The organism is Planctomycetaceae bacterium (genome assembly GCA_041398785.1).
GTDB lineage: Bacteria > Planctomycetota > Planctomycetia > Planctomycetales > Planctomycetaceae > JAWKUA01.
Map to the genome: position 1 here is coordinate 182,742 of JAWKUA010000014.1, position 24,858 is coordinate 207,599.

Genomic DNA, 24,858 nt, shown 5'->3' on the forward strand with positions numbered 1-24,858 from the left:
GCTGACCGGGCGCATTCGTGTGATCGGACGTGCGATTGGCCCGACTACCCGGCGGCGTGCCGTTTGGCTTCTTCGATCACCTGCTGTTGTTCGTTCGGCGGCAGCAGTTCGTAGGAACTGAATTCCATTGTGAACGAACCCTGGCCGCCGGTCAGGCTGCTGATGGTTCGAGCATAGGTTTTGACATTGGCCAGAGGCACTTTCGCGTGAATCACGCTGAATCCGCCCGGGATTTCGTCAACGCCTTCCATACGGCCGCGGCGAGTGTTCAGGTCTTTGGTGATGTCACCGATATGGGCATTGGGCACGGTGACTTCCAGCGCTGCGATCGGTTCCAGCAGAGAAGGGCGGGCCTTTTCGAACAGTTCCTTGAAACAGTGGGCTCCTGCGATCTTGAATGCCGTTTCATTACTGTCAACCGGATGGTCCTTGCCAAAAAACAATTCCACAACGACATCCTGCACCTGATAGCCGGCAATCACGCCGCGCACCATTTGTTCGCGAATTCCCTTTTCAACGGCAGGGATGAACTGATTCGGAACGGATCCACCCGACACGCGATCGATGAACACAAAGTGCAACTGCTCATCGTGGTTGTACGTCCGAAGATGCGGGAATCGATCCTTGTTGATGTATTCGTCCAGACTGACTCCGTGAGGAAAGGCGGACAGTTTCAGATGCACTTCGGCGAACTGGCCGGAACCTCCGGACTGCTTCTTGTGCCGAAAGCTGCCTTCGGCTTCGCCGGTGATCGTTTCCCGGTACGGAATCCGCGGTTCGTGCGTGATGATGTCCACTTTTTCGCGGTCGTGCAGACGTTTTTCGATCAGCTTCAGATGCAGATCACTCATGCCTTCCATCAGCAGTTCATGCGTCTGTTCTTCGTGATGCACATGAAACGACGGATCTTCTTCTTCAATCTTGTGCAGTGCCAGTGAGATCTTTGTCTGGTCCGCCTGACTCTTCGGTTCCACGGCCAGCGAAATCATGGGACGCGGAAAAGCGATCGGCGGCATTTTGATCCTGTCAGAACCGTCGCTGAGCGTGTTGCCGGTATGGAAGTCATCAATCTTGGTGACCGCGACAATGTTGCCGGCAATGGCTTCGTCGACCTGATCATATTCGCCGCCCTGAAAATCCAGCAGTTGGTGAACTTTGACGGCGCCGTTCTGACCAACGACATGCACCTGGGAATCCCGTTTCAGTGTCCCCGAATAGATGCGGATGTAGCTGACCTTGGACAGGTACGGGTCGATTCGCGTCTTTACGACCTGGGCAACCAGCGGACCGTTTGCGTCGGGGTCAACGGCCTGGTCTTCGCCGTCGACAGTCACGTGCCGCTGAAGCTGTTTCGGGGAAGGAGCGTACGCGGCAATGCCGTCCATCAGTTCTTTGACACCGACGTCCATTTTCACCGACGTAAAGAACACGGGAATCAGAGTTCCTGCGACAACGGCTTTCACGATCGCGGCGTCGATTTCGTCAGGGGAGATCGCAGCTTCTTCCAGATACCGCATCATCAGATCTTCGTCCGCTTCGACGGCCGCGTCGATGACTCGCTGGTTGGCTGCGGCGACGTCCAGCGTGACTCCGTCCGGAATGGATTCCGGCGGACGGACCGTGCTGACGACACCGCTGAGACTCGCTCCGATGCCGACCGGAACGTTCATCAGAGCACACGCGGCTCCGAACTGCTGCTGAATGGAGTCCACCAGCGCCGGCAGGTCGATGTCTTCTTCGTCGCACTTGTTCACGATGATAAACCGGCCGAGTCCGCGGTTGCCGGCGTGCTGAAATGCGCGTCGGCAATTGACTTCAATCCCGGCACGCGCGTTGATCGTGACCAGTGCCGTCTCCGCGGCTCGCAGTGCGCCGATGGCATGACCGATGAAATCCGGCATCCCGGGTGCGTCCAGAAGATTGATTCTGGCGTTGGCGTGTTCGAAGTGGCAGATGTGCGATGTGACGGAATGGTGCCGGTCCTTTTCGTCGTCATCCACGTCCAGATTGCTGGTACCATCGTCCGGCGATCCGACCTTCTTCTTCTCACCCGACTCGAAGAGCATCAGGTCCGCCAGCGACGTTTTTCCGACGCTGCCGTGACCAACCAGCACAACGTTTCGCAGTTCCGAGACGGGATGTTTGGGCATGAAAAACTCTCCTGCGTGATCAGATTCTGTTCAGGGAATTGAAGGCAGTCTCGCCGCGGGAGAATTTAATCAATCGGCAGAAAAAACTCGAACAAGGACTCAGCGCGGGCACGACGTGCGCCACGGTCCTGGGCGCGGTGTTGCCCCTCGGCGGACTCACGCTCATGGGGACCATGAACCCGGCGGGCCGCACGACGTCAGTCCGCAATCCGCATGGACGTCCGCGGTCCGCACGGACGGATGCAAGCTGCGCGGTCGGGCCGGGCGAAAGCTCAAATTCGTTCCAGACCTTTGTGCCTTCGTGCCTCCGTGTGAGCCCACGTCGCGCTGCTCGCCGGAGCAGGCGACGCGAAAAACGCTCGGCAAATTCACGACCGTCCGAATTCCCGCGCCCACTCGCTTCGGAACCCGGAGCACAGCCGATACAATCTCCCACCGCACTCGCCGGACGTTGGTGAATTCCGACGTCCGGTTTCTTTTTGTGATCCGGTTTTTCCAGTGATTCAGCAGCGCGTTCCGCGTGTCGATTGAGAGTATCCCGTGCCGGCAACTTCAGTAATCGGGTTGCAGTGGGGCGACGAAGCCAAGGGCAAAGTCGTCGACCTGCTGACCGAAAAACATGACATCGTGATCCGTTACCAGGGCGGCAACAACGCCGGCCATACGGTCAAATTCGGCGGCCGGACCTACAAGCTCAGCCTGTTGCCCACCGGAATTCTGCAAAGCCACGTCAAATCCGTGATCGCGCCGGGTGTCGTTATCGATCCGAAAGCCGTGCTTCGCGAGCTGGATGGTCTGGAGCAGGGCGGGACGAAGTTTTCTGATCGCCTGATGATCAGCGACCGAGCTCACATCATCTGTCCGTGGCATCTGCTGGAAGAAGCGGCCTTTGAGATCTCCCGCGGCGCTGCGGCAATCGGTACCACCATGCGCGGAATTGGAACCTGCTACCGCGAAAAGGTCGGGCGATTCCATGCGATCCGGATGGGAGACCTGGTCTGCCGGGATTCCTTTGCGGAAAAGGTTCGCGAAATCGTCCCATTCAAGCAGAAGCTGCTGAACGCGCTGAACCCGGACAGCGAGCAGATGGACGTTGATCGGATCATCGAAGAATACTCCGCCTGCGCGGATCGACTGCGGCCGATGGTGAGCGACACTACAGCGTATCTGCTGGATTCGCTGGAATCCGGCAGGCGACTGCTGTTCGAGGGTGCTCAGGGAAGTCTGCTGGATGTCGATCACGGCACGTTTCCGTATGTAACGTCGTCCAACAGTTCCGGCTGCGGCATTCACAGCGGAAGCGGCATTCCGGAGCGGGAAATCAGCAGCATGATCGGCGTTGCCAAGGCCTACACCACGCGCGTCGGGGGCGGACCGTTTCCCACGGAGCTTGACAACGAAATCGGTCAAAGAATCCGGGATGCCGGCAACGAATACGGCACTGTGACGGGAAGGCCCCGACGCTGCGGCTGGCTGGACACCGTGGCGACTCGGTACAGCGCTCGAATCAGCGGCGTTGACAGCATTGCCATCGCGCTGCTGGACGTGCTTAGCGGGTTCGACGAACTGCACATCTGCGAAGCGTACGACATTCGCGGAACGGTGACGCGAAACATGCCGTCCCGCTGCGAAGATCTGGCCGTCGCCAGGCCCGTTCTGCGGCGGATTGAGGGCTGGTCGGAAGACATCACAGCAGTCCGCCGGTTCGAAGATCTGCCGTCGGCAGCGCAACGTTACGTACAGACCGCCGGTGAATTGATCGGCCGCAGAGTCTCGCTGGTTTCCGTCGGACCGGATCGCGAGCAGACGATCCACCTTGCCTGACGAACGGCACAGTTGCGGAGGCCGTGCGTGTTCACCGGCCGGGCACGCGTTCGTGCACTTCACCGGCCCGCGAGCGCCGGGTCGTCCCAGTACCGCAGCTGCAGTGGAGCGGCCGCAATACCGCGAAAGTCTTCACTGCGGCACTGCGTGAAATCCCTCCGCGGTACGAAAAACCCGCCGGGAACCTTCCCTACGAATGGGGCGTTGAAGCGGTTTCCTGGGTTTTCTGCTGCTGACCTGGTGGAATTGCTCCCGAAGAAAACTCCTGGTGGGAAAACCACACGGAGCAATATCCGCCTGCATCGATGAACACGTCTATCCAACAGATTCGCAGCAAGGGACACGACGCCATGGTTTTTAGTGCCAACAACAGCCCGACAAATGAACCTGATCCAGGCTTCAATTCGGGAACGAGCGGCCAGAGGGACTTTTCTGAATATCTGCCACAGGAGATCGGCGACTATGTTCGCCGGGTTGAATCGTTTCTGAACCAGTGCAGTCACGCTGTTTCCATCTTCCGGACCGACGCGCAGGTGATCTTTCGAAATCGGGCAGCGATCCGGCTGACTCAGGCGGAAGAATTGTCTCCGGCGGGCAACGCCTGGGAAACCGTCGGCAAGTACGCCGAACGTGTTGTGGCCGACGCGCTGCGGAATCATTCAGCGGAGTTCTCCGTCGTGTTTCCGATTCAGCAGCGCTGCTTCTGCATCTCCGGCAGTCTCGTGCGGAACGAATCGGATCGCATCATTGGAGCCATCGCGAACTTTTCGGAAGTGCATTCCGTTCCGCAGCTCCCGTCCGCATCGCCCAGCCCCTGCGGCGCGAATTCGACGGCCGCCGCTAAAGCGCAGTACGCGGAAAACGGCGATCCGTCTCTGGCCGACGAATCGCAGTTTCAGAGATGGCTGAACCGCCGAGCGGACGCGCGTCGCCGGATGCAAAAGTTGTCTCGCCGGGAAACTCAGGTGGCCAACATGGTTTCGCTGGGCAAGGCGAACAAGATCATCGCCCGCGAACTGGATATCAGCGTCAAGACGATTGAAAAACACCGAGCCAATGCTGTGCGAAAACTGGGTGTTTCCAGCACTCCGGAAATGGTCCGGATCGCGGTGATTGCTGAGGACAACCTGGAGGACCCGATCGGTTCGCCGGCACAGCTACCCAAACCGACGCCGACTTCGTTCGGCGGCGCCGCATTCAGTCCGCAGCAGAATTAGGAGTCTGCCAGGGACGATTTGCCGAACGCAGACGCGCGACCAGCGCGAGAGCATCGAAGGCAGGCCGGATCACAGGATTCGGGCTGCCTTTTTGCATGCGCAGCGGTACGGCAGCCTCGAACACTTGCGGCCCGACCGCTATAGTCCCGCTGCAATTGCACAGTCACTTCCGCGATTGACGGGACCACGCATGAAAATTCACGAGTATCAGGCCAAGCAGTTGTTCAAAGCCGCCGGCGTCGCCGTGCCGAAGGGAATCGTCGCGAAATCCCCCGACGAAGTCGCTGACGCCTTCAGAGAACTCGGCGGCGAACTGGCAGTCGTGAAGTCTCAGATTCACGCGGGTGGCCGCGGGAAGGGCCGATTCAAAGAACACCCGGATCAGCCGGGTGTCGTGCTGGCACGCTCCGCCGACGAAGCTCGCGAAAACGCCAAACGCATGCTTGGCAGCACACTCGTCACCATTCAAACCGGTGAAGAAGGCAAGCAGGTCAACACACTGTTTGTCGAACAGGGACTGAAGATCGCTCGCGAACTGTACCTGGGTATCGTCGTCGACCGCGAAATCGGCGGCCCGGTTCTGATTATGTCGTCGGAAGGCGGCATGGAAATCGAAAAGGTCGCCCACGAACACCCGGAGAAGATTCTTTCCGAACCATTCGACGCGGCCGTCGGACTGTTTCCGTATCAGGCTCGCAAACTGGCATACGCTCTCGGCTTCGACAAAGCCGCTGTTCGCAGTGCTGAGAAATTTCTGCCGAAGCTGTGCCGGTTCTTCGTCGACAACGACTGCAGCATGACGGAAATCAATCCGCTGGTCCTGACCGACGACAGCCAGCTGCTGGCACTCGACGCGAAGGTCAGCTTCGACGACAACGCACTGTTTCGACATCAGGACATCGCCGGTCTGCGTGACCTCAGCGAAGAAGACGCCTCCGAAGTTCGCGCCGCCGACGCGGGGCTAAGCTACGTCAATCTGGACGGCAACATCGGCTGTCTGGTCAACGGGGCGGGGCTGGCCATGAGCACCATGGACCTGATCAAACTGCACGGCGGCGAACCGGCCAACTTTCTGGATGTCGGCGGCGGAGCCAACGTCGACCAGGTGACCGAAGCCTTTCGCATCATTCTGTCGGACAGCAACGTCAAGGCTGTGCTGGTCAACATCTTCGGCGGCATCATGCGATGCGACGTGATTGTTGAGGCGCTGCTGGAAGCTTACGAAAAGGTCGGCTTTACAGTGCCACTGGTCGTTCGCCTGGAAGGAACGAACGTCGAGAAAGCCCGCGAGATGCTGGCCGCCAGCGGCCGTGACATAATCGCCGCGAGCGATCTGACCGACGCCGCAAAGAAGGTCGTCGCCTCGCTGAGTGCCTGAATCGCAAACTGAACACCGAAAACTGAAAACTCCCGAATGAGCATCCTCGTTACCAAAGAAACCCGAGTCATCTGTCAGGGTATCACGGGCAACTCCGGCCTGTTCCACAGTCAGAAGTGCCGGGAATACGCCGCTGAATGTCAGCCAGGTGTGGACGTTTTTGTCGGCGGTGTTACTCCCGGCAAGGGCGGCACCGAGATCGACGGGTTCCCCGTTTTCGATTCGGTGACAGAAGCTCGCGAAAAGACCGGAGCCAACACGTCCATGGTCTTCGTGCCGCCTCCGTTTTGTGCGGACGCGATTCTGGAAGCCGCCGACGCCGGGATCGAACTGATTATCGCCATCACCGAAGGCATTCCGGTGATGGACATGATCAAAGTAAAGCGGGTCCTGGAACATTCAACGTCGCGGCTGGTCGGCCCCAACTGTCCTGGCGTGATTACTCCCGGAGTCGCCAAGATCGGCATCATGCCCGGCTACATTCACACTCCTGGCGATATCGGCATCATCAGCAAGAGCGGAACGCTGACCTACGAAGCCGCATGGCAGCTTGGTCGATCCGGACTGGGTCAAAGCACCGCCGTCGGAATCGGCGGCGACCCGATCAACGGCACGAATTTCATCGACCTGCTGGAACTGTTCGAAAACGACCGGGTACGAAGGGCATCCTGCTGATCGGAGAAATCGGCGGTAACGCGGAACAGCAGGCCGCCGAATACATCAAGAGCAACGTGAAGAAGCCCGTGGCAGGATTCATCGCCGGCCAGACCGCTCCTCCCGGCAAGCGCATGGGCCACGCCGGAGCCATCATCAGCGGCGGTGGCGGCACGGCAGCCGAAAAAATCAGCGCGCTGCGAGCCGCCGGGGTCAACGTCTCCGACAGCCCCGCCGGCATGGGCGAAGCCATGAAAGCGGCGCTGGGGTAGGGCGGCAGCGTTCTCCGGACTCCGAGGCAGCGGCGACTCCTGCGCGAACACATGCGTCGGCTGGATTTCCGCGGTGATTCGTTCCCGATTCGGGTATACTCACGTGCGGAAATGCCGGATTTTCTGGAGTGACTGTTATGAGTGCTACGTCGACACGACCGATTACGACCGCCGAGTTCGAGCGCATGATCGAACGGGGTGTTTTCGAAGAAGAGTCGGTGAACAGTCCTCGAATCGAACTGATCCATGGAGCGCTTCACGAGATGCCCCCACCGAACCCGCCTCATGCATTCGTGGTTGACTGGTTGACGGAGTGGACCTTTCGCGTGACGAGCCGGGCGGAGATTAAGGTGCGGGTCCAGAATCCACTCGGAGTTCCGAAACTTGACAGCTTGCCGATGCCGGACCTTGCATGGATGCGGAACATATCTTTCCGAGAACGCCACCCGCTGCCATCGGATGTCCTGCTGCTAATCGAAGTGGCTGATACGAGCCTGCAGAAAGACCTTGGCATCAAAGCCGAACTGTACGCCGAAGCGTCGATCGCGGACTACTGGGTCGTGGACATCAACGCGTCAACAATCCACGTCCACCGCGATCCGGTGGGGACGGAGTTCGCCACCAGGTTCAGCGCGACAGGTGGCGATCATCTCTCGCCGCTCGCGAAACCCGATGCACGGCTGTCCGTCGCGGACCTCTTTGCCACTTGAAAAGCTGGTCAGAAGTTTGAAACCGGTGCATCCGGTGTTGAACCGTCATCCAGGTATCATCGGCATTCCTGTTGTGTGCCTCGAAGACGGTCAGGCCAGGGAACGATTCACACGTTCGCGGTGCCGGTCCACAGATACCAGTGGCACCGGAAGCCGCACACAACCAGGCGGTCGCCTCTTACGCTGTGCAACTCCAGGGGGATTCGCTGTGGCAAGGTTTACTTCCACCTCGTGTCGACAAGGACTTCTGGCATTGACTCTCGGTGGTGCCACGGCAGCAACCGTAGTGTTGAAAATAGCCGCAAGCCTGATCTACATGACTGTGGACGCGAATGGTCACATCCCACGGGGCGGACGGCATCGACGAAACCCCGTTGAAAGGGAAATTGAGACGTTGAAAGCGGAAGTGGATGAAAACCACCAGAATCGATCGATGTGTTGGCAGGAATCCGCAGGGACTGCGTCAACACGTCACCGCGTTATGGTGAAAGTTGCATCGCTTCGGGTGACACAACAACACGTCAAAGTACGATTGAATGGAACCGACAGCAGTAGCACGCCAGATTTCGGCAAACACGTATCAGATTATCTGTCCATGCGGAGAACGACCAATTTAGAGCGAGCACAATTGGCGTGCACGACACGATGCCGAAACTGCGATTGGTAACGTGTTTCCGTTAACATCCCGAAAGGACTGGGATGTTTTCAATCGTGTTGATCACCGTCGTCGCTCTACCTGTTCGTTGTGATGCTGGTCTGGTTGAACGGATCGACACCCAGTGATCGACTACCTGTCAATAGTCACGTCGACAAGGTCGCCGCTCAGACTAGGGAACCACGGCGAGAAGATGCCTGATCGTACAAGACCCGGAACCTGACACGGTGAGCGAGCCGCCGACCGGTGGACACGTTACCCGATTCGAGCTTCTACGTGGAATTCCGCTTCCGAATCGAGCATGTGGCCGGGTTTTCTGCGGGCAGGACAATGTGACCCTCGAACTCGAAAACGCGAAGATTACCGTCAACCAGAGAATTGTCCGTGGAAGATCGAGTACGTCGAGAAGCGGAAGTTTGCAGACAAATAGAACAGTCGCTACGGGTCTGATATGTGACTGCATCATGGCACTTCAGCCGGCAGTGAGATAGCGATTCCGGTTGATTCTCACGCCGCCCGCGGCATGAAGTGAAATGACAGCCGTTAAGTCGACAGTCGCATCGCGGTTTGACCGGGAAGTCTTTTCAGGAAGGCAACCGGGCATGAGCAATGCATGCAAACTCGTCCGATTCGACTGCGGACAGCGTCTCGCCGGCAGTGACTCTGCTGCCGATCCCTTGATTATCGCGGCATTGATCGTGTGCGTCGCCAGCCGCCGGGAGTTTCCTGCGGCGTGGATCTTCATGTGGTCACTGGCGATCCTGATCTATGCACTGTGCAAACTGGCGACCTGGCAGTCTTCGCCGTCTCACGCTCCGTGGTGGAAACATGCCGGTTATCTACTGTTCTGGCCCGGCTCGATGCGGACAGGTTCCTTTCGGCGGAACTCACCACTCACAAGGGCCAGCCGCGCGGGGATCATGTTGGCCACGGCAAGGATGCTTTCGGGGATCGCACTTTTCTGGCTGGTACCACGTCTGATTCCTGAAGCACCGGGTTTGATCCATGCGTGGTGCGGGATGGCGGGAACGGTACTGATACTGCACTTCGGCCTGTTCGACCTGCTGCTGCAGTTCTGGATGTCAATGGACGCTGGTGTACGGCCGCTGATGGATCATCCGCTGCGGGCGACGAGTGTCGCCGAGTTCTGGGGGCGTCGGTGGAACACGGCTTTTCGGGATCTTGCGAATCAGTTTCTGTTTCGTCGGCTGAGCCGGACTTTGGCGCCGACGTTTGCGCTGGCAGCTGTGTTTCTATTCAGCGGTGTCGTTCACGATCTGGTGATATCCATCCCCGCCGAAGGCGGCTATGGACTGCCGACTCTGTACTTTGCGATCCAGTCCCTGGCAATGCTTGCGGAACGGTCACGGCCGGGTCGCCGTCTGGGGCTGATGTCCGGCTGGAAGGGCTGGTTGTTTACGGCAGCCGTGCTGCTGATTCCTGTTCCGCTGCTGCTTCACGAAGCGTTTCGGAACAACGTTGTGCTGCCGATGATGTCGGATCTGGGAGCGTTGCGATGACCAGCCCTACAGCCGGATATTTCGTGGTTCTCGGTGCGCTGCAGTTCTGCATCCTGTTCGCGTCGGCGATTGTTCCATTTCAGCTCGACTGGAAAAACCAGCTCGCTCAACTGCCAAGACTGCTCAGACAACTGTTCTGGGTCTACGGTGCCTATGTCGTGCTCGCGATCGTGTCGCTGGCGGCGATCTGCGTTGCCGCGGCGGATGAACTGGCAGCCGGTGGCCGACTGGCAACGTGTTTCTGCATCTACGGCGCAGCGTTCTGGGGAATCCGGCTTTCACTGCAGCCGGTTCTGAACGCGAAACCCCATCTGACGAACCTGGCGCTGCGGATTGGTTATCAATCGCTGACCGTCGTCTTTGCGACCGTGACAGCGATGTACCTGGCAGCGCTGCTGTAGGCTCACGCTTCGTCGGCGGCCCAAGACCATTCGGCGAGTGTTGAGGTGTGGTCGCAGATTTCTTCCGGCTTGAAGTAGATGCCGATTTCGCGTTTGGCGCTGGCGACGCTGTCGCTGCCGTGGATTAGGTTCATCTGCCGGCTGGCTCCGTAGTCGCCGCGGATCGTGCCCGGGGCCGATTCGCGACCGTTCGTTTTGCCCATCAGCGTTCTCATTACGGACACGGCTTCCGGCCCCTGAATTATCATCGCTACGACCGGACCGGACGTGATGAAGCTTTCCAGATCCGGATAGAACGGCTTGGCTGCGTGTTCGGCGTAGTGTTCACGGCTGATTTCCGGCGTCACTTTCAGCATCTTCATCGCGATGATGCTGAGCCCTTTGTTTTCGATCCGGGAAACGATCGTGCCGATTAGTCGGCGCTGGACACCGTCGGGTTTGACAAGAATCAGTGTGCGTTCAGTTGGCATGTTTCAGTGTTCGGTTTTCAGTGTTCGGATTTGAGATCTCAGATTGTCAGACGCGAACGGCGTTCATCAGGTCGACGAATTCGCGGAACAGGTAATGGCTGTCGTGCGGGCCGGCGGAGGCTTCGGGGTGGTACTGCACTCCGAAAGCCGGGTGATTTTTGTGACGGATGCCTTCGACGGTTTCGTCATTCAGGTTGATATGAGTGACTTCGACGTCGTCGGGAAGGGATTCCGCATCGAGAGCAAACCCGTGGTTCTGCGACGTGATTTCGACTCTTCCGGTCGCCTTGTTCAGCACTGGCTGATTGGCACCCCGATGACCGAATCGCAGCTTGAAAGTACGACCTCCGCAGGCCAGTCCGAGCAACTGCAGCCCCAGACAGATTCCGAAGATGGGCTTCTCGCCCAGCAGTTCGCGAATCGTGGCGATGGCGTAGTCCAGAGGCTCGGGGTCGCCCGGACCGTTGGACAGGAAAACTCCGTCGGGGTCCAAAGCCCGGATTTCATCGGCTGTGGAACTCCCCGGCACAACGGTCACTCGGCAGCCATAGTCTTTCAGCCAGCGTGGGATGTTCCACTTCATGCCGTAGTCGATCGCGACCACATGGCGAGCGTCTGCGCCGTCTTCCTGTCTGCTGAAATCAGCCGGGCGGCCCAGACTATCCAGCGGATCATCCCAACCGGCAGACTCATGCGGCATCACGTCGCGGACAAGATCGATGCCCACCAGGCCGGGTCCGTCCTGCGCTTTCCTGACCAGCGAACTGTCATCGAGATCCGTTGTGGAAATGATTCCCTTCATCGCGCCGTGAATGCGAATCTGCCTCACCAGCGCCCGTGTGTCGATCCCCTGCAGGCCGATCACGCCGTGCCGCTTCAGATAGCTGTCGAGTGATTCCGTCGACCGGTAGTTGCTGGGGACGTCGCACAGCTCCTTGACAATGAAGCCTCGCAGAAACAGGCCGCGGCTTTCGACATCCTCTTCGTTGACTCCGTAATTGCCGATCAGCGGATATGTCATCGTCACAATTTGGCCGTTGTACGAAGGGTCCGTCAGGATTTCCTGGTAACCCGTCATACTGGTATTGAACACGACTTCGCCGTGAACTTCGCCTTCCGCGCCAAATCCAATACCGTGGAAAACCGAGCCGTTTGCCAGTGCCAGCTTCGCCGCACGAGCCGCCATGATTCACCTCGCTGGGGAGTCATTTTCGTCACAGGATCGCGACGAGATTCCGAGGCGGAGTTCTAGCAGACACGCAACGTGTTTCGAAGCATGGTCATCGCTGCGATGGCGGATTCCGGGAAATGCGATCTGCCGCGATTCCCGCGAACCTGCGCGAAGGTTGTTGTTTGTGCTAAGTTCCCGCAGATGTCGTTCGCATCGCTTCACGAAAAACGAATCGTCGTCACCGGCTCGTCCAGCGGAATCGGCCGGGCTATCGCCGTGGAATGCGCCGCGGCGGGATCGGATATCGTGATCAGTTGCCGAGCGTCTCGCCCCAAAGCGGAGATCGTTGCCGATGAAATTCGCAGGGCAGGCCGAAAAGCGGATGTTCTGGTCGCTGACATCGCTGATGACAATTCTCGGTCGGAGTTCGTGTCACGGTGCTTCGAAACGGGGCGAGTCGACGCGGTCGTCAACAATGCCGGAGCGGATCTGCTGACGGGAGCACTCCGCGACGCGCCGTTTTCGGTCAAGCTCAAGACGCTGCTGGACGTGGATGTCTGCGGCACCGTCGAGCTGTCGCGGGCATTCGGCCAGAGGTTCCTCAAACAGGGACACGGCAGCATTCTGACGATCGGGTGGGATCAGTCTGATCGCGGCATGGAAGGCGACAGCGGCGAACTGTTTTCCACCGCCAAAATCGCGATCATGGGATTCACGCGATCGCTGTCACTGAGTCTGGCTCCAACCGTGCGAGTCAACTGCATTGCTCCCGGCTGGATCAAAACCGACTGGGGCGAATCCGCCAGCGATTACTGGCAACAGCGAGTCCTGAACGAAACTCCGCTGAAACGCTGGGGTCTGCCGCAGGACGTCGCGGCGATGGCTCGCTTCCTGCTCAGCGACGAAGCGTCGTACATCACCGGCCAGGTGCTCAACGTCAACGGCGGGGCCGTGCGGTGAGTCTCGTCGACGATCTGGCACAGTTCATCGAAGACCGATCTCTCGTCGTCGCCGTGGCATCCGCCGTAGAGCAGGCCCGGACAGCTCCCGAAGAAGCACTGATCTTCGTCCGACCATTCCACAGTCTTCACATGCCGCGTGGCGGGGTGCATGACCGGGATTCCGATATGAATGCAGCTTCGAGTTTAAGCGCGAGCCCTGGCGATCGCTCGGCTTCCTTTTCAGACAAAGTTCTCGCGGTGCCTTCCGTACGACGGGACTCCGATCCCGTCGGTGAAATTTCGACGGGATCGGAGTCCCGCCGTACAGGATGTTCGCAAGCTGTGCCGGTTGAGACTTCCACGAGCGTGTCGCTCCTGTGGGGGTCGCGGCTACACGTGGCGGGTGACAGCGACGGCATGATCCCGACCAGCCGGTCGCTATACTTCCGCCACGATGTCAACTTCTTCAATCCCCGATTCCGAATCCTCGATCCTGTTCGTCACCGGCCGACTTGCTGAAGCCAGCCTTCGCGAGACGGTGGCACTGTTGTCGTCGAAGCTCGGGTTTCGGTACGAAATCGCCGTGCCCGGAGTTCAGGTCGCCGCGCTGCTGCATGTGGACCTGCTGCTGAAGCGTCTGCAGGTCCCCGCGTCCGTCAATCGCGTCATTCTGCCGGGATGGTGCCAGGGTGATCTGAAATTGCTGGAAGCCCATTTCCAGACCCCGTTTGAACTCGGCCCCCGGGATCTTCGCGATCTGCCGCAGCATTTCGGACTGGGAAGACGCGCCGACGTATCGCTTGACGGATACTCCATCGAAATCATCGCCGAGATCAATCACGCCACGCGAATGCCGCTGGAGGCCGTTGTGGCAGAAGCAAAGGCGATGGCGGCGGCCGGTGCGGACGTTATCGATATCGGTTGTGTTCCCGGCGAATCCTCCTGCCGCGTCGGCGAAATCGTCGCCGCTCTGCGACACGAGAAGCTGCGTGTCTCCATTGACAGCTTCGACCGCAGCGAAGTCACGCAGGCGGTTGAAGCCGGGGCGGAGCTGATTCTCAGTTGCAACCGATCAAACGTCGACTGGATCACGACGCTCGAGGCGGAAGTTGTGGCGATCCCTGACATGCCGAATGATCTCAGATCGCTGGATGACCTGATCGAGCGGCTGGAGGCCCGGGGCACGGAGTTCCGAGTCGACCCGATCATTGAACCAATCGGCATGGGGTTTACGCGGTCGCTGCGGCGGTACATGGAAGTTCGCGAACGGTACCCGGACGCAGCGATGATGATGGGCGTGGGCAATGTCACGGAATTGACCGAAGTCGATTCCGCCGGTGTCAATATGCTGCTGGCGGCTGTGTGTGAGGAACTGGGGATTCAAAGTGTCCTGACGACTCAGGTCATCAACTGGTGCCGTTCGACGGTTTCGGAACTGAACGCCGCTCGGCGGCTGGTTCACTACGCCGTCACGAATCAGGTGATTCCGAAGCATCTGGATTCGTCGCTTGTCATGCTGCGGGACTCGCGACTGAAGGAATTGTCGCCAACCGCGATCGAATCGCTGGCCCGGTCGGTCACCGATTCGCACTTTCGGATCTTCGCGGAGCAGGGCGGGCTGCATCTGATAAACCGGCACGGACACTGGCACGGAGAAAGTCCTTCCGCGATATTCGAAGCGGCACTGAATCACGACGCCAACAGCATCGACGCCAGTCACGCGTTTTATCTCGGTTACGAGCTGGCTCGTGCGGAGATTGCCCGGCATCTGGGAAAAAACTACACGCAGGATGAGTCGATGACGTGGGGACTGCCGGGTCCGCTGGCCGCATCGGCAGCGGTGTCGCATCATCGAAGTGGCGAAACGCAATAAGACGTGTCACCCAACGCGCACATACAGGAACTTGATTCCGGTCTCGGCGTCATTGACGTCCTGCGGCGTTTCGCCGGGGAAGACTTTCTGGTGCTGCTGGACAGTGCAGCCAGGATTCGGGCGCGAGACTCGCGGTATACATTCCTGACAGCCGATCCGATCGAAACCGCCGAAATCGATCGCTGCAGCTACGGCGACGATCCGTTCGCGATCCCGACACAATGGCAGACGCGACTTTCCAGGAAACTTCCGGCAACGGCTCCGCCATTCTGTGGTGGAATCGCCGGTCTGATCTCCTATGAAGTCGGGCACGCCTTCGAACGGCTTCCCCGCGCGCAGCGCGATGACCTGCACACGCCGGTGATCGCAGCCGGATTGTTCGACTGGGCGATCGTGTGGGACCACATCGAAAAGTCCGTGCGGCTGTGGGTGCTGGCCGTCGACGACGACCGGACGGCGGTGAACCGGCGAGTCGAATGGGTGCTGACAAAGCTGAACACCCCTGCACCTGAGCCGAGCGAACGGCACAAAGGCGATACCGGCTCAGTTCTCCTGGACGGGCATGAACTAGAACTTCGCTGTGATGTGCGGTCCAACTTTTCGCGTGACCGGTACCTGAAGGCCGTCAAGGAAGTCATTGAGTACATTCGCGCGGGTGACATCTTTCAGGCGAATTTGTCTCAGCAACTGACGGCCGAATGGAAGGGTTCGGCCGTTGACCTGTATCGCGGCGTTCGTCGTCAGAATCCCGCACCGTTCTGCGGGCTGTTGCAGCGTGGAAACTTCGCCGTTGTGAGTGCGTCGCCGGAACGGTTTCTCAGAGTGTCGCAGGGGCGGTTCGTCGAGACCAGGCCGATCAAGGGAACGCGCCGCCGTCAGCGGTCGCCGATCGCCAATCTGTTCACGTCCGACGCCCTCGTCGCCAGCGAAAAGGATCGCGCGGAGAACGTGATGATTGTCGATCTGCTGCGGAACGACCTGTCCCGAGTCTGTCGGCCGGGGAGTGTGCGCGTTACGGGGCTTTGTGAAATTGAGATGTTTGAGACTGTTCAGCACCTGGTATCGACGGTCGTAGGGGAAATTGCGACGGGCAAAAACGTGTGGGATCTGCTGGCCGCGTGCGTTCCAGGCGGATCGATCACCGGAGCCCCAAAGATCCGCGCGATGGAAATCATCACGGAACTTGAACAAACCGCGCGCGGCGCCTATTGCGGCAACCTGTTCTACTGCGGACCGCAGGCAGACTTCGACAGCAGCATCCTGATCCGCACGTTCACATTGAAAAACGGAGTTCTGCAGTTTCCCGTCGGCGGCGGCATCGTAGCGGACTCGCATCCGGCGGATGAATATGAGGAGACACTTCATAAGGCGTCCGGCATGCTGCGGGTGCTCGACAAAAGCTGAGTCGCTGCCGAATACGTGACAGCGGTCAGCAACGGCATTCCGCCTTCCGGCAGAAATCGCGCAATTACCCAGCCAGCCTGACGCGAACAACGGGCAGACTCGGGCTGCCCGGCAGATTCCGGTATCGCTTTTGGCGGAGCCGTGAAATCGGGGCATAAAGGGGAATTGCCTGACGCGGTCCCGATCACCGTCCGCCGATACTCTTTGTTGAGACAACCCACGGAATTGAGTGCTGCTGCGCTGTCTGATGCACACCGAATCGGCGCAGACCGCGGCATCGCAGCAGTTCCGGCAGAGCAGGATCGGCCCGCATGACGCAAGTGACCCGACGACTGGCGACAGTATTGGCGTTCTCCGCACTCTTGACCGCCCCCCGTTCGGCCTACAGTTCGGAATCCGGCGGGTGGTACCCCGGTTTCGAGGACGCTCAGAGATCAGCGAGTGATTCCGGCCAGCCGCTGCTGCTTCACTTTCATGCGACATATTGTGGTCCGTGCCGCCGGATGAACCGGGAAGTTTTCGGTGAACCCGATGTGCAGCAGCGACTCCGCAACGGAATCGCAGCTGCGGAAGTCGATGTCTCCGAACACCCCGAAATCGCTCAGCGCTACGGCGCCAGTACGGTTCCGCGTGACGTTGTGGTGTTTCCGGACGGATCCATCGAAACGGTCAACGTCGGTTTCATGCCTCGCGCGGCGTACATGTCGATGCTGGCCAGCATCGCGGACCGCGGTTATACAATGGCGGCCGCAAGGCAGCGACAACTTGATCTGCAGCGGCAGTCCGATCAGCAGATCACGCCGGAACCGGCTCAGGCCATTGTCGCCACGGACTCCGGCGACGATGCGCCAAACGACACGGCTGACGTCTCCCGGACCGAAGACGACAGCGTTCTCGGCCTGGAAGGATTCTGCCCCGTACGACTGCATGAGGACCGGGAGTGGGTCAAGGGCAGTCCGGAGTTTACCGACACGCATCACGGCGTTGTCTATTACTTCAGCGGCCAGAAGGAACTGCAGGAGTTTCGCTACAACAAGGACAAGTACGCCCCTCAGAATCTGGGCTGCGACACTGTTGTCCTGTCAAGTGAGCAACAGGCGGTCGCGGGACGCATCAAGTACGGTGCGTTTTTTGACGGACGTCTGTATCTGTTCAGTTCGTTTGAGAATCGCAAAGAGTTCAAAGCTCATCCGCTGCGATACACTCACATCCGCCATGCCATCAAAGTGGACCAGCTCGTCGGACAGCGGTTTCAATAGGCCGACGCGAAACAATGACGCCCGGCACCCGATGCTTCTGACGTGCGGCCGGTCATGGGGAACGCCTGTCAAAGTCGTTCCATGAATCGCATGAATTCCACTTCCAGCCGGCTGATATCACCAAACTCCGCCTGAAAGTCCGACAGCCGCTGCTCCGCGGTATAGGTCTCAAGCGGATCCCGCTGCCGAAGTCGGTGCAGGTAGGCGGCCAGGTTCTTTCGTCGCGAGGAATTCTCCAGCAGAAAGAATGTCAGCGCCCACGATTCGCTGTAGGAATCCAGTGTGTTCGCATGGAAGTACTTGTCGTCGGCGATCAGTTTGGCCAGATCTCCCATGGCACGTCGAGGACTGCGTTTGCTGTTGAACCAGTCATGACGTTCCTGATTCAGTCGATCCGTCTGCAGGTTTCGACCCGACTTGCTGCGCATGGCGTCCGGTTCCAGTGATGTCGCAAGGCCTTCGATGACCCACACCGGCGTGCCTCCCAGCCGTGAGTGTATGCCGATGTTGTAACCGACCTGATGAGTCGTTTCGTGGATGATTGTCGCAGCGGTGTTGCCGGCGACGTTAGCAAGCGCAGCGATCGTTGTATCGGCGGCACTCGGCGAACCACCGGAATTCCCGACCGGTTTCCGCTGCACGGACTTCAGCAGCGAGGCGTCGTCGAACAGCGCGACGCGATTGGACATCAGCGAGTAATAGCCCAGCAGCCCGCGCGCCGGAGGCACTCCGTCACGCTGGCAGTATCCAGCGAACTCCCGTTGCGAACCAAACACGACCGCGACCATGGGAACGTCCGGTTCCTGAACGTTGAACCCGCGAACACGATAGAACTGCTCCACTTCGCGGTAGATGTTTTCGAACAGCCGAGCGTACTCGGCGGCGCGACCGCGCGGTGCCGCGACCAGATAGTGTGTCGTGCCGGACACCTCATACGATCCGCCGAACTCCTTCTGCAGTTCGTCGCGAAAGACGTTGTCCGGGAACGGACGGAACCGGTCAGCCACACGTTCGAAACCGGTCAGATCTGCAACGCTTAGCTTCAGCAGCTTGCCCTGGCGGTCCATCAGCGAACACGTTGTCGTCGTCAGCGCCACGATCCGGCCGACGTAATCCTGTTCACTGTCCGTCACGCGAATCATGCGGTCGGTGGCGGTGACCGCCGGGCACTGAATCAGGACAACCAGCGTCGCCGTAATCAGCCCCCGAAGCACACCGGGCGATACCAGATGCGAAATCGCGAACGGACGGGCGGCGCACCGTCGGAGAGTGAAGGAAGACTGCATCGCGTGCGGAATGGTCCAGCAGACGTTTGAAGCGAACTGCCACGGCGACAATGACCAATCCGGGAGCTGATAAGAGAGGTATCGCTAACCTAGTGCGCCGCCGGATCGCCGATCGCCGAAAACCACGCGGTTCCCGCCGCTGTGTGCTTCACACTGCCGACGAAACCACTACAAGCGCTGCGATCGGATCAACCAGGCAGGTTTAGCAACTGCGAAAAGAATTCCCGCAGCGGCTTCACCTGAGCCGCCAGGGTCAGCACCACGACGACAGCGATTCCGATCGCCACCAAAACCGGCCAGCGTCGACCGGCAGGATCATCGGACCGCGCGACACCAGCAGCATCGTGTTGGCCAACGATGGCAACGTCGCTGTCCGAATCCTCCATTTCTGACGCATCGTCCGGCGGATTCTCGTCGTCGGGCGAGAAGCTCGACTCCAGCTCTTCACTCAACCTGCGATGCCGCTGCGCCAGCGCGCTGACGGACATTACGGTCGCCGCTCCCGATTGTTCATCCAGCCGCTGCAAAAATTCTTCAAAGGCAGTTGCATACGGTGACGATTCCGATTCGACCGACGCGACCTCACCGGGAAGCGCAGGATCGGGACTGAACGCTGTCGCGACGCCGGGGTGGCCGGTCGCTGGTGAGTGGCCTTCCTCCGCCGAGTGATGCTCTTCCGCCGACCGTGCCGCCTCCGCCAACGGCGCCTCAGCCGCCGGCTGTTCCCGGAATGGCCGCGTGTCGGAAACTCCGGGACGATCGGTCGGTGTCTTTTGCTGCGTGGCGTGAGTAACGAAGGGACCGTCATCCGCAAGGCGTTCCGGCGCCGAAGATTCTGCCGCGGAAACAGGCGGGATGGGCCGGTCCGAATACTTCGAAACGAACTCGTTGGCCGCCAGCCAGTCCTGAAACCGTTTCGACACTTCCGCTGCCGTCTGAATTCGCTGCGAGCGCTTCTTGACCATCATCTCATTCAGCAGCCCGGCGATCTCCGCGGGTACGTCCGGCCGCAGCTCCGTGACCGGTCGCGGCTGCTTTGTCTGATGCGCCAGAATTCGCTGCGGCAGACTTCCTTCATTGAAGGGAGGCTGTCCGGTCAGCATGAAGTACAGCGTCGCTCCCAGCGCATAGATATCGGCCCGCGAGTCAGCGCGGTGACTGTCAACGGCCTGTTCGGGAGCGAGGTAGTCGGCGGTACCGAGAACGCGTTCGTTGTACTGCCGTGTCAGATTCTCCTGCTCGCCTTCCAGCATGCTGGCCAGCCCGAGATCCAGAATGCGAATGTCGCCTTCCAGAGTTCGGAACAGGTTTCCCGGTTTGACATCGCGATGCACCAGGCCGGCCTGATGAGCGTACTCCAGACCCAGAGCCGACTGTCGGACAACTTCCGCGGCCGTTCGAATCGACAGCGGGCCTCGAGCGTTGACTTCCTCGCTCAGGTCCGCCCCGTGCAGCAGTTCCATCGCCATGAAATAGACATCCGATTTTCCGTCGGACACCGTGTGCAGACCGTAGACCCGCACGATATTGGGATGTTCCAGTCGCGACGCCAAGTCGGCTTCCCGCAGAAATCGTGGCAGGTAGGACGCTTCCTTCGCGCGCGAAGGCGGCAGGATCTTCAGTGCACAGATCTGCTGCGTTTCAACTTCTTCCGCCACATAGATCGTGCTCATGCCGCCCCTGGCCAGCAGCGAACACAACTTGTAGTTTCCCAGAAAAAAACCACGATGCTTTGCCTGCAGCAGCTTGTCCGCCTGCCACTGCGTTACCAGACGTTCCCGCACCAGCAGCTTTGCGAACGAATCTGCCTGGGCCGTTTCATCGGGATGCTCATCGCACAGCCGTTCGATGTCTTCGACGGACAGCAGCCGACTAAGTGCCAGCACATCTCGAAATGACTTGCTTGTCAGTTGCACAGTCATGCGTCAAAACACCACGCATCTGGTGCTGCAGTGAGTGAGCCCGGTGAAAACCACACCTTGAAGTCGTCCCCAGGATTGTGTTCAGGGGAATCGCAAGCCTGATCATTAGGCTGCTGACCCCGGCGGTACAAGTCGGCTATCGTAACGGCGGGTAACGCCTGCGGCCAGTGGGCTTCTCCGGCACTTGGCATGCGCCGTCGACCCGGAGATGCGCCGCCCGATCCCCGCTTTGCGACGCCAGGCCAATCAGTTCCGCGGCGCCGCACTCCGGAAGCCGCGCGCGCGTTTTGCAATTCGCCGTCGTCAGCATGGTCCGTAGCGATCCGGTTTTCAGCCCGGATCGACGACGGTCACGCCGCTGCAAACCATGACAGGACGCGCTCCGTATCCTCCGGAAGCACAAACAGCGTAAGCAATGTGGGAAGGGCTGGAAGGAGGAATGGCTCCGACCGCAGGCCGCAGACCGGCCTGTTCGCGATCTGCCGGGCTGAGCTCGTGCCCCTTTGCGTTGCGTCGTGCTCGCGCGCCTGGTCGCATTACGAAATGTGTCCGCCGCGAGTTTCCACGTAGACGGCGTAGAGCGACGTGCTGCCGGTCATGAAAAGGCGATTGCGTTTTGAGCCGCCGAAGCAGACGTTGGAACAGATTTCCGGCAGCAGGATCTGGCCGATGCGGTCGCCGTTCGGTGCGAAAATGTGAACACCGTCGTAGCCATCGCCGACCCAGCCCGCACTGGCCCACACGTTTCCGTCTTCGTCGGCACGAATTCCGTCGGCAAGTCCCCCGACCTTCTTGCCATTCAGTTCGAGTTCCATCGACGCGAACTCCCTGCCGTTCGCGAGGCGCTTTCCATCGACGATGTCCCAGACCTTGATGTTACGGGGAGCATCGGGATAGTGGCTGGCTCCCGTGTCGGCCACGTAGAGCTTCTTGTAGTCGTTCGAAAAGCATAGTCCGTTCGGCTTGTAGATCTCGTCCGTAACCTGTTCCACCTTGCCGGTCTGTGCGTCGATCCGATAGACAGCCTCCTTTTGATACGGCTGCGGGGACCCTGTCCCTGCCTGACGGCCTTCGTAATTCATGATGCCGCCGTAGCCTGGATCGGTAAACCACACGGCTCCATCGTCGGGGTGGACCACCGCGTCGTTCGGCGCGTTCAGCGACTTGCCGTTGAACGTTTCTGCCAGAACGGTTTCGGAACCGTCGTGTTCGTAGCGCACGACACGTCTTGTCTGATGCTGGCAGGAGATCTGCCGACCCTGATAATCAAAGGTATTGCCGTTGCTGTTGCCAGCGGGACTGCGAAACACACTGACGTGGCCGTCTTCTTCCAGCCAGCGCATCTGTACGTTGTTCGGAATGTCGCTCCACAGCAGGTAACGGCCGACTCCGTTCCATGCGGGGCCTTCTGCCCACAACATCTCTTTGCTGTGGTACAAACGCAGGATTGGCGAATTCCCGAGTTTGTACCTTGCGAAACGGTCGTCCAAAACGACGACATCAGGCTCCGGATATCGGACGGGCGGAGCGTCCGGTCCGTACTCCCGCCCGAATGCGACAGTCGTTGCCGTGGCCGCTGCAGCAGCCAGAAACGAACGACGGCCCAGTTGCACTACGGACGCTGGTTCGGTGGAGTCCGCGTTGTCAACGATGGTGTTGCCGTTCAATATTGCGTTCATGTTTTCGTCGCCTGTTAACCAAAGTGAATACGGTTCGAAACGCCTGCCGAACGTTAGCAAATCGTCACAGGGAACGGCACCGAAACTCGCGGACGAAGGACATGCGTGTTGGTTTGCATTTGTCGGGCGCGATGCCTGCCTCGTGTGAAGAAATTCCGTGAGACAAAATCTCGTCCGTGACGTCATGGATGACGTGCAGCAGATCCGGTCAATTGCCCGGCTGCTGGTGATCAAAATTCGGCATTCTTCCGAAACTTGCGGAAGGCGACGCGGATCGAGCCGCCTGAGCCGCGGAGCTGTTCGTGAGTCTGAAATCGATCACCGTGTCGGGCAAGCTTCCTCCTGAGAACGCGACGCTGCGCCTCACGGCGAAAACTTCCGACGCCGCGGCCGGTCTGACGGAACTCGTGAACGGCTGGACGAAGGAGCAGCTTGGCGAAGACGCTGCCAGTCTGCAGTTGGAATCTGACGGCGACAGCGCTGTGCTGAACGTGACATCCGTCGAACAGGCCATCGCCGTCATCGGATCAGTTCAGCGACTGATGACGGGGCAAAGCCGCCCGGCCACGATGACCTCACTCAAGCAGTTTGGCCTGGCGTTGCACAAATTTCGTGACGTCTTAGGTCACTTCCCGCCGCAGTCGCTCGTTGACGAAAATGGAAAGCGGCTGCTGAGCTGTCGAGTGCTGATCCTGCCGTACCTTGACGCGTACCCGCTGTATCAGGAATTCCGTCTGGGTGAACCGTGGGACAGCGAACACAACCGCAGGCTGATTGAAAAAATGCCGAATGTATTTCGGTCACCAGCCTCTGCGGGGCACGAACCGGACGTCGGGATGACGCTCTTCGTCGCACCGCTGACGGCCAGCACCATTTTCGGCCAGCCGGGCCCCGGCGTCAAAATCACAGATATCACCGATGGGACCAGCAACACGATTCTGCTGGTGGAAGCCGCTGCCGACCGGGCTGTGATCTGGACAAAGCCGGACGACCTGATGATCGATCTGAAGAACCCGCTGAGTTCGATCATCGACGAGAATGCTGACGGCTTCGCAGCGTTATTCGCTGACGGTTCGGCCCGGGTGTGGCCGAACGACATCGCCGTCGAGATGCTGCAGGCGATCCTGTCGATGAACGGCGGTGAACTCGTGGACTGGAACAAGTGAGGAATCGTACGAAATAACGCTTCCAATGGACTGCTCGCCATTGAGGCACAGCCGGGGGCGGCCTGCCCAGCCTGGGCGGGGCGCAGCGCGGGCCATCGCACAGCAGGGCATCACAGCCCTTGCCATCCAACGGACTGGCGGAGCATCTCCGGGCCGTGGCAGCCCGGTTGCAGCGCGGGCTGGCCGGGTTCCAGCCCCATTGCCGGATGCGGCAGCGTCGCTGGGTTCGGTGGCGCGAGCTGCGGATTTCGCACGGGGCCGAATCGTCCAACGACAACCATATACGCGGAGTTACATTGTCGAGAGACTGAGGCTTGCCCGCAAACTCCCGGTTGTTCTGAGTTTCACAGACGCGCTGGATGGCCCAATTCGTTGGCTCGTCGTCAGCCGCAATCGCCTGCACCTGCGGACCGGCATTGTCAAAGACCGTCTAAGTCTGGCGACCTACGGTATCGAAGACACAGAAAAGAAACCTGGCACAGACCTGACACTTTTTTCTGACATCCGGTGAGCGACGGGCTACAGATGGCCGTCAGATTCGCCGGCGAGCTGCTGCAGAATCCAGCCTCCATGGCACCAACTCCCCAGTTCCTGCACCGCATAAGTCCACGGGTGAAGATGAAACACGGCCACTTTCGAGAATTCGTTCCGGACCTGCTAGTGAGAGGCTCCTTCAAATCCCCTACGAATCTCTCGCCGCGGCGTTTTGCCGCTCAGTTTCCGCTTCGCCCCCCGGCTCCTGCACGCTCGAAACTCGTGATTCGCTGTCGTCAGAATTCTCCGTGCCGGTCCTTTTCGTCGTCCGGCTCGACCGCCGTCACGCCCGCGCGATCCATAACATCACACGCTCCGCATCCTCCGGGAAAACAAACAGTGTCAGACCGCAGATCATGATCCAGCTAAAGA

At 59.5% G+C, this 24,858-nt stretch carries 19 protein-coding genes; 13 read left to right on the forward strand and 6 right to left on the reverse strand.

Translation table 11 applies throughout. The features are described from left to right. Window positions 1-44: 44 nt before the first annotated feature. Window positions 45-2,150 (reverse strand): elongation factor G, encoded by a 2,106-nt coding sequence (locus tag R3C19_17210; protein MEZ6062082.1) that lies wholly within the window; start codon window positions 2,148-2,150, stop codon window positions 45-47. Between the two features lie 540 nt (window positions 2,151-2,690). Between R3C19_17210 and R3C19_17215 the strand changes: the two genes are divergently transcribed. The 8 genes from R3C19_17215 to R3C19_17250 all read left to right on the forward strand — a co-directional run bounded on the left by R3C19_17215 (window position 2,691) and on the right by R3C19_17250 (window position 10,781). Next, the gene (locus R3C19_17215) at window positions 2,691-3,974 is read left to right on the forward strand and encodes an adenylosuccinate synthase (protein ID MEZ6062083.1); all 1,284 of its coding nucleotides are present in this window, start codon (window positions 2,691-2,693) and stop codon (window positions 3,972-3,974) included. 305 nt (window positions 3,975-4,279) lie between these two features. Beyond that, a complete protein-coding gene (locus tag R3C19_17220) occupies window positions 4,280-5,191 on the forward strand; it encodes a LuxR C-terminal-related transcriptional regulator (protein MEZ6062084.1) in 912 nt (303 codons plus the stop codon). A gap of 190 nt (window positions 5,192-5,381) precedes the next feature. Beyond that, on the forward strand, window positions 5,382-6,569 hold the full coding sequence (sucC, locus tag R3C19_17225) for an ADP-forming succinate--CoA ligase subunit beta (GenBank protein MEZ6062085.1): 1,188 nt from the start codon (window positions 5,382-5,384) through the stop codon (window positions 6,567-6,569). A gap of 36 nt (window positions 6,570-6,605) precedes the next feature. Continuing rightward, complete coding sequence (locus tag R3C19_17230; protein ID MEZ6062086.1) at window positions 6,606-7,244, forward strand: hypothetical protein; 639 nt, start codon at window positions 6,606-6,608, stop codon at window positions 7,242-7,244. Window positions 7,245-7,252: 8 nt separating this feature from the next. Further along, window positions 7,253-7,495 (forward strand): hypothetical protein, encoded by a 243-nt coding sequence (locus R3C19_17235; protein ID MEZ6062087.1) that lies wholly within the window; start codon window positions 7,253-7,255, stop codon window positions 7,493-7,495. Window positions 7,496-7,680: 185 nt separating this feature from the next. Beyond that, window positions 7,681-8,205 (forward strand): Uma2 family endonuclease, encoded by a 525-nt coding sequence (locus R3C19_17240; GenBank protein ID MEZ6062088.1) that lies wholly within the window; start codon window positions 7,681-7,683, stop codon window positions 8,203-8,205. Between the two features lie 1,257 nt (window positions 8,206-9,462). Continuing rightward, window positions 9,463-10,380 (forward strand): membrane bound O-acyl transferase family-domain-containing protein, encoded by a 918-nt coding sequence (locus R3C19_17245; GenBank protein ID MEZ6062089.1) that lies wholly within the window; start codon window positions 9,463-9,465, stop codon window positions 10,378-10,380. Beyond that, window positions 10,377-10,781 (forward strand): hypothetical protein, encoded by a 405-nt coding sequence (locus R3C19_17250; GenBank protein MEZ6062090.1) that lies wholly within the window; start codon window positions 10,377-10,379, stop codon window positions 10,779-10,781. The genes R3C19_17245 and R3C19_17250 overlap by 4 nt, the downstream gene beginning before the upstream one ends. A 2-nt stretch (window positions 10,782-10,783) precedes the next feature. Here the strand turns inward: R3C19_17250 and ndk are convergent, their stop codons facing one another. Continuing rightward, entirely contained in the window at window positions 10,784-11,251 is a 468-nt protein-coding gene (gene ndk / locus R3C19_17255) for a nucleoside-diphosphate kinase (protein ID MEZ6062091.1), read from the reverse strand. 46 nt (window positions 11,252-11,297) lie between these two features. Continuing rightward, window positions 11,298-12,437, reverse strand: a complete 1,140-nt coding sequence (gene carA, locus R3C19_17260) for a glutamine-hydrolyzing carbamoyl-phosphate synthase small subunit (protein ID MEZ6062092.1) — start codon at window positions 12,435-12,437, stop codon at window positions 11,298-11,300. A gap of 78 nt (window positions 12,438-12,515) precedes the next feature. Between carA and R3C19_17265 the strand changes: the two genes are divergently transcribed. From R3C19_17265 to R3C19_17280, 4 genes are all read left to right on the forward strand, one after another. Beyond that, window positions 12,516-13,382, forward strand: coding sequence for an SDR family oxidoreductase (locus R3C19_17265; protein ID MEZ6062093.1), 867 nt, complete (start codon window positions 12,516-12,518; stop codon window positions 13,380-13,382). Between the two features lie 435 nt (window positions 13,383-13,817). Continuing rightward, window positions 13,818-15,236, forward strand: coding sequence for a DUF6513 domain-containing protein (locus tag R3C19_17270; GenBank protein ID MEZ6062094.1), 1,419 nt, complete (start codon window positions 13,818-13,820; stop codon window positions 15,234-15,236). A gap of 3 nt (window positions 15,237-15,239) precedes the next feature. After that, complete coding sequence (pabB, locus tag R3C19_17275; GenBank protein ID MEZ6062095.1) at window positions 15,240-16,640, forward strand: aminodeoxychorismate synthase component I; 1,401 nt, start codon at window positions 15,240-15,242, stop codon at window positions 16,638-16,640. Between the two features lie 311 nt (window positions 16,641-16,951). After that, window positions 16,952-17,899, forward strand: coding sequence for a thioredoxin family protein (locus R3C19_17280; GenBank protein MEZ6062096.1), 948 nt, complete (start codon window positions 16,952-16,954; stop codon window positions 17,897-17,899). Between the two features lie 68 nt (window positions 17,900-17,967). On the opposite strand, the gene R3C19_17285 is transcribed toward R3C19_17280, so the two are convergent. The 3 genes from R3C19_17285 to R3C19_17295 form a co-directional block, all read right to left on the reverse strand. Further along, window positions 17,968-19,185 carry a DUF1570 domain-containing protein gene (locus tag R3C19_17285; GenBank protein MEZ6062097.1) on the reverse strand — a complete coding sequence of 406 codons (1,218 nt, stop codon included), beginning with the start codon at window positions 19,183-19,185 and terminating at the stop codon, window positions 17,968-17,970. Between the two features lie 188 nt (window positions 19,186-19,373). Beyond that, on the reverse strand, window positions 19,374-21,107 hold the full coding sequence (locus tag R3C19_17290) for a serine/threonine-protein kinase (GenBank protein MEZ6062098.1): 1,734 nt from the start codon (window positions 21,105-21,107) through the stop codon (window positions 19,374-19,376). Window positions 21,108-21,643: 536 nt separating this feature from the next. Next, window positions 21,644-22,786 (reverse strand): SMP-30/gluconolactonase/LRE family protein, encoded by a 1,143-nt coding sequence (locus R3C19_17295; protein ID MEZ6062099.1) that lies wholly within the window; start codon window positions 22,784-22,786, stop codon window positions 21,644-21,646. A gap of 302 nt (window positions 22,787-23,088) precedes the next feature. On the opposite strand from R3C19_17295, the gene R3C19_17300 reads away from it, so the two are divergent. Next, the gene (locus R3C19_17300) at window positions 23,089-23,952 is read left to right on the forward strand and encodes a DUF1559 domain-containing protein (protein MEZ6062100.1); all 864 of its coding nucleotides are present in this window, start codon (window positions 23,089-23,091) and stop codon (window positions 23,950-23,952) included. Window positions 23,953-24,858: the final 906 nt, after the last annotated feature.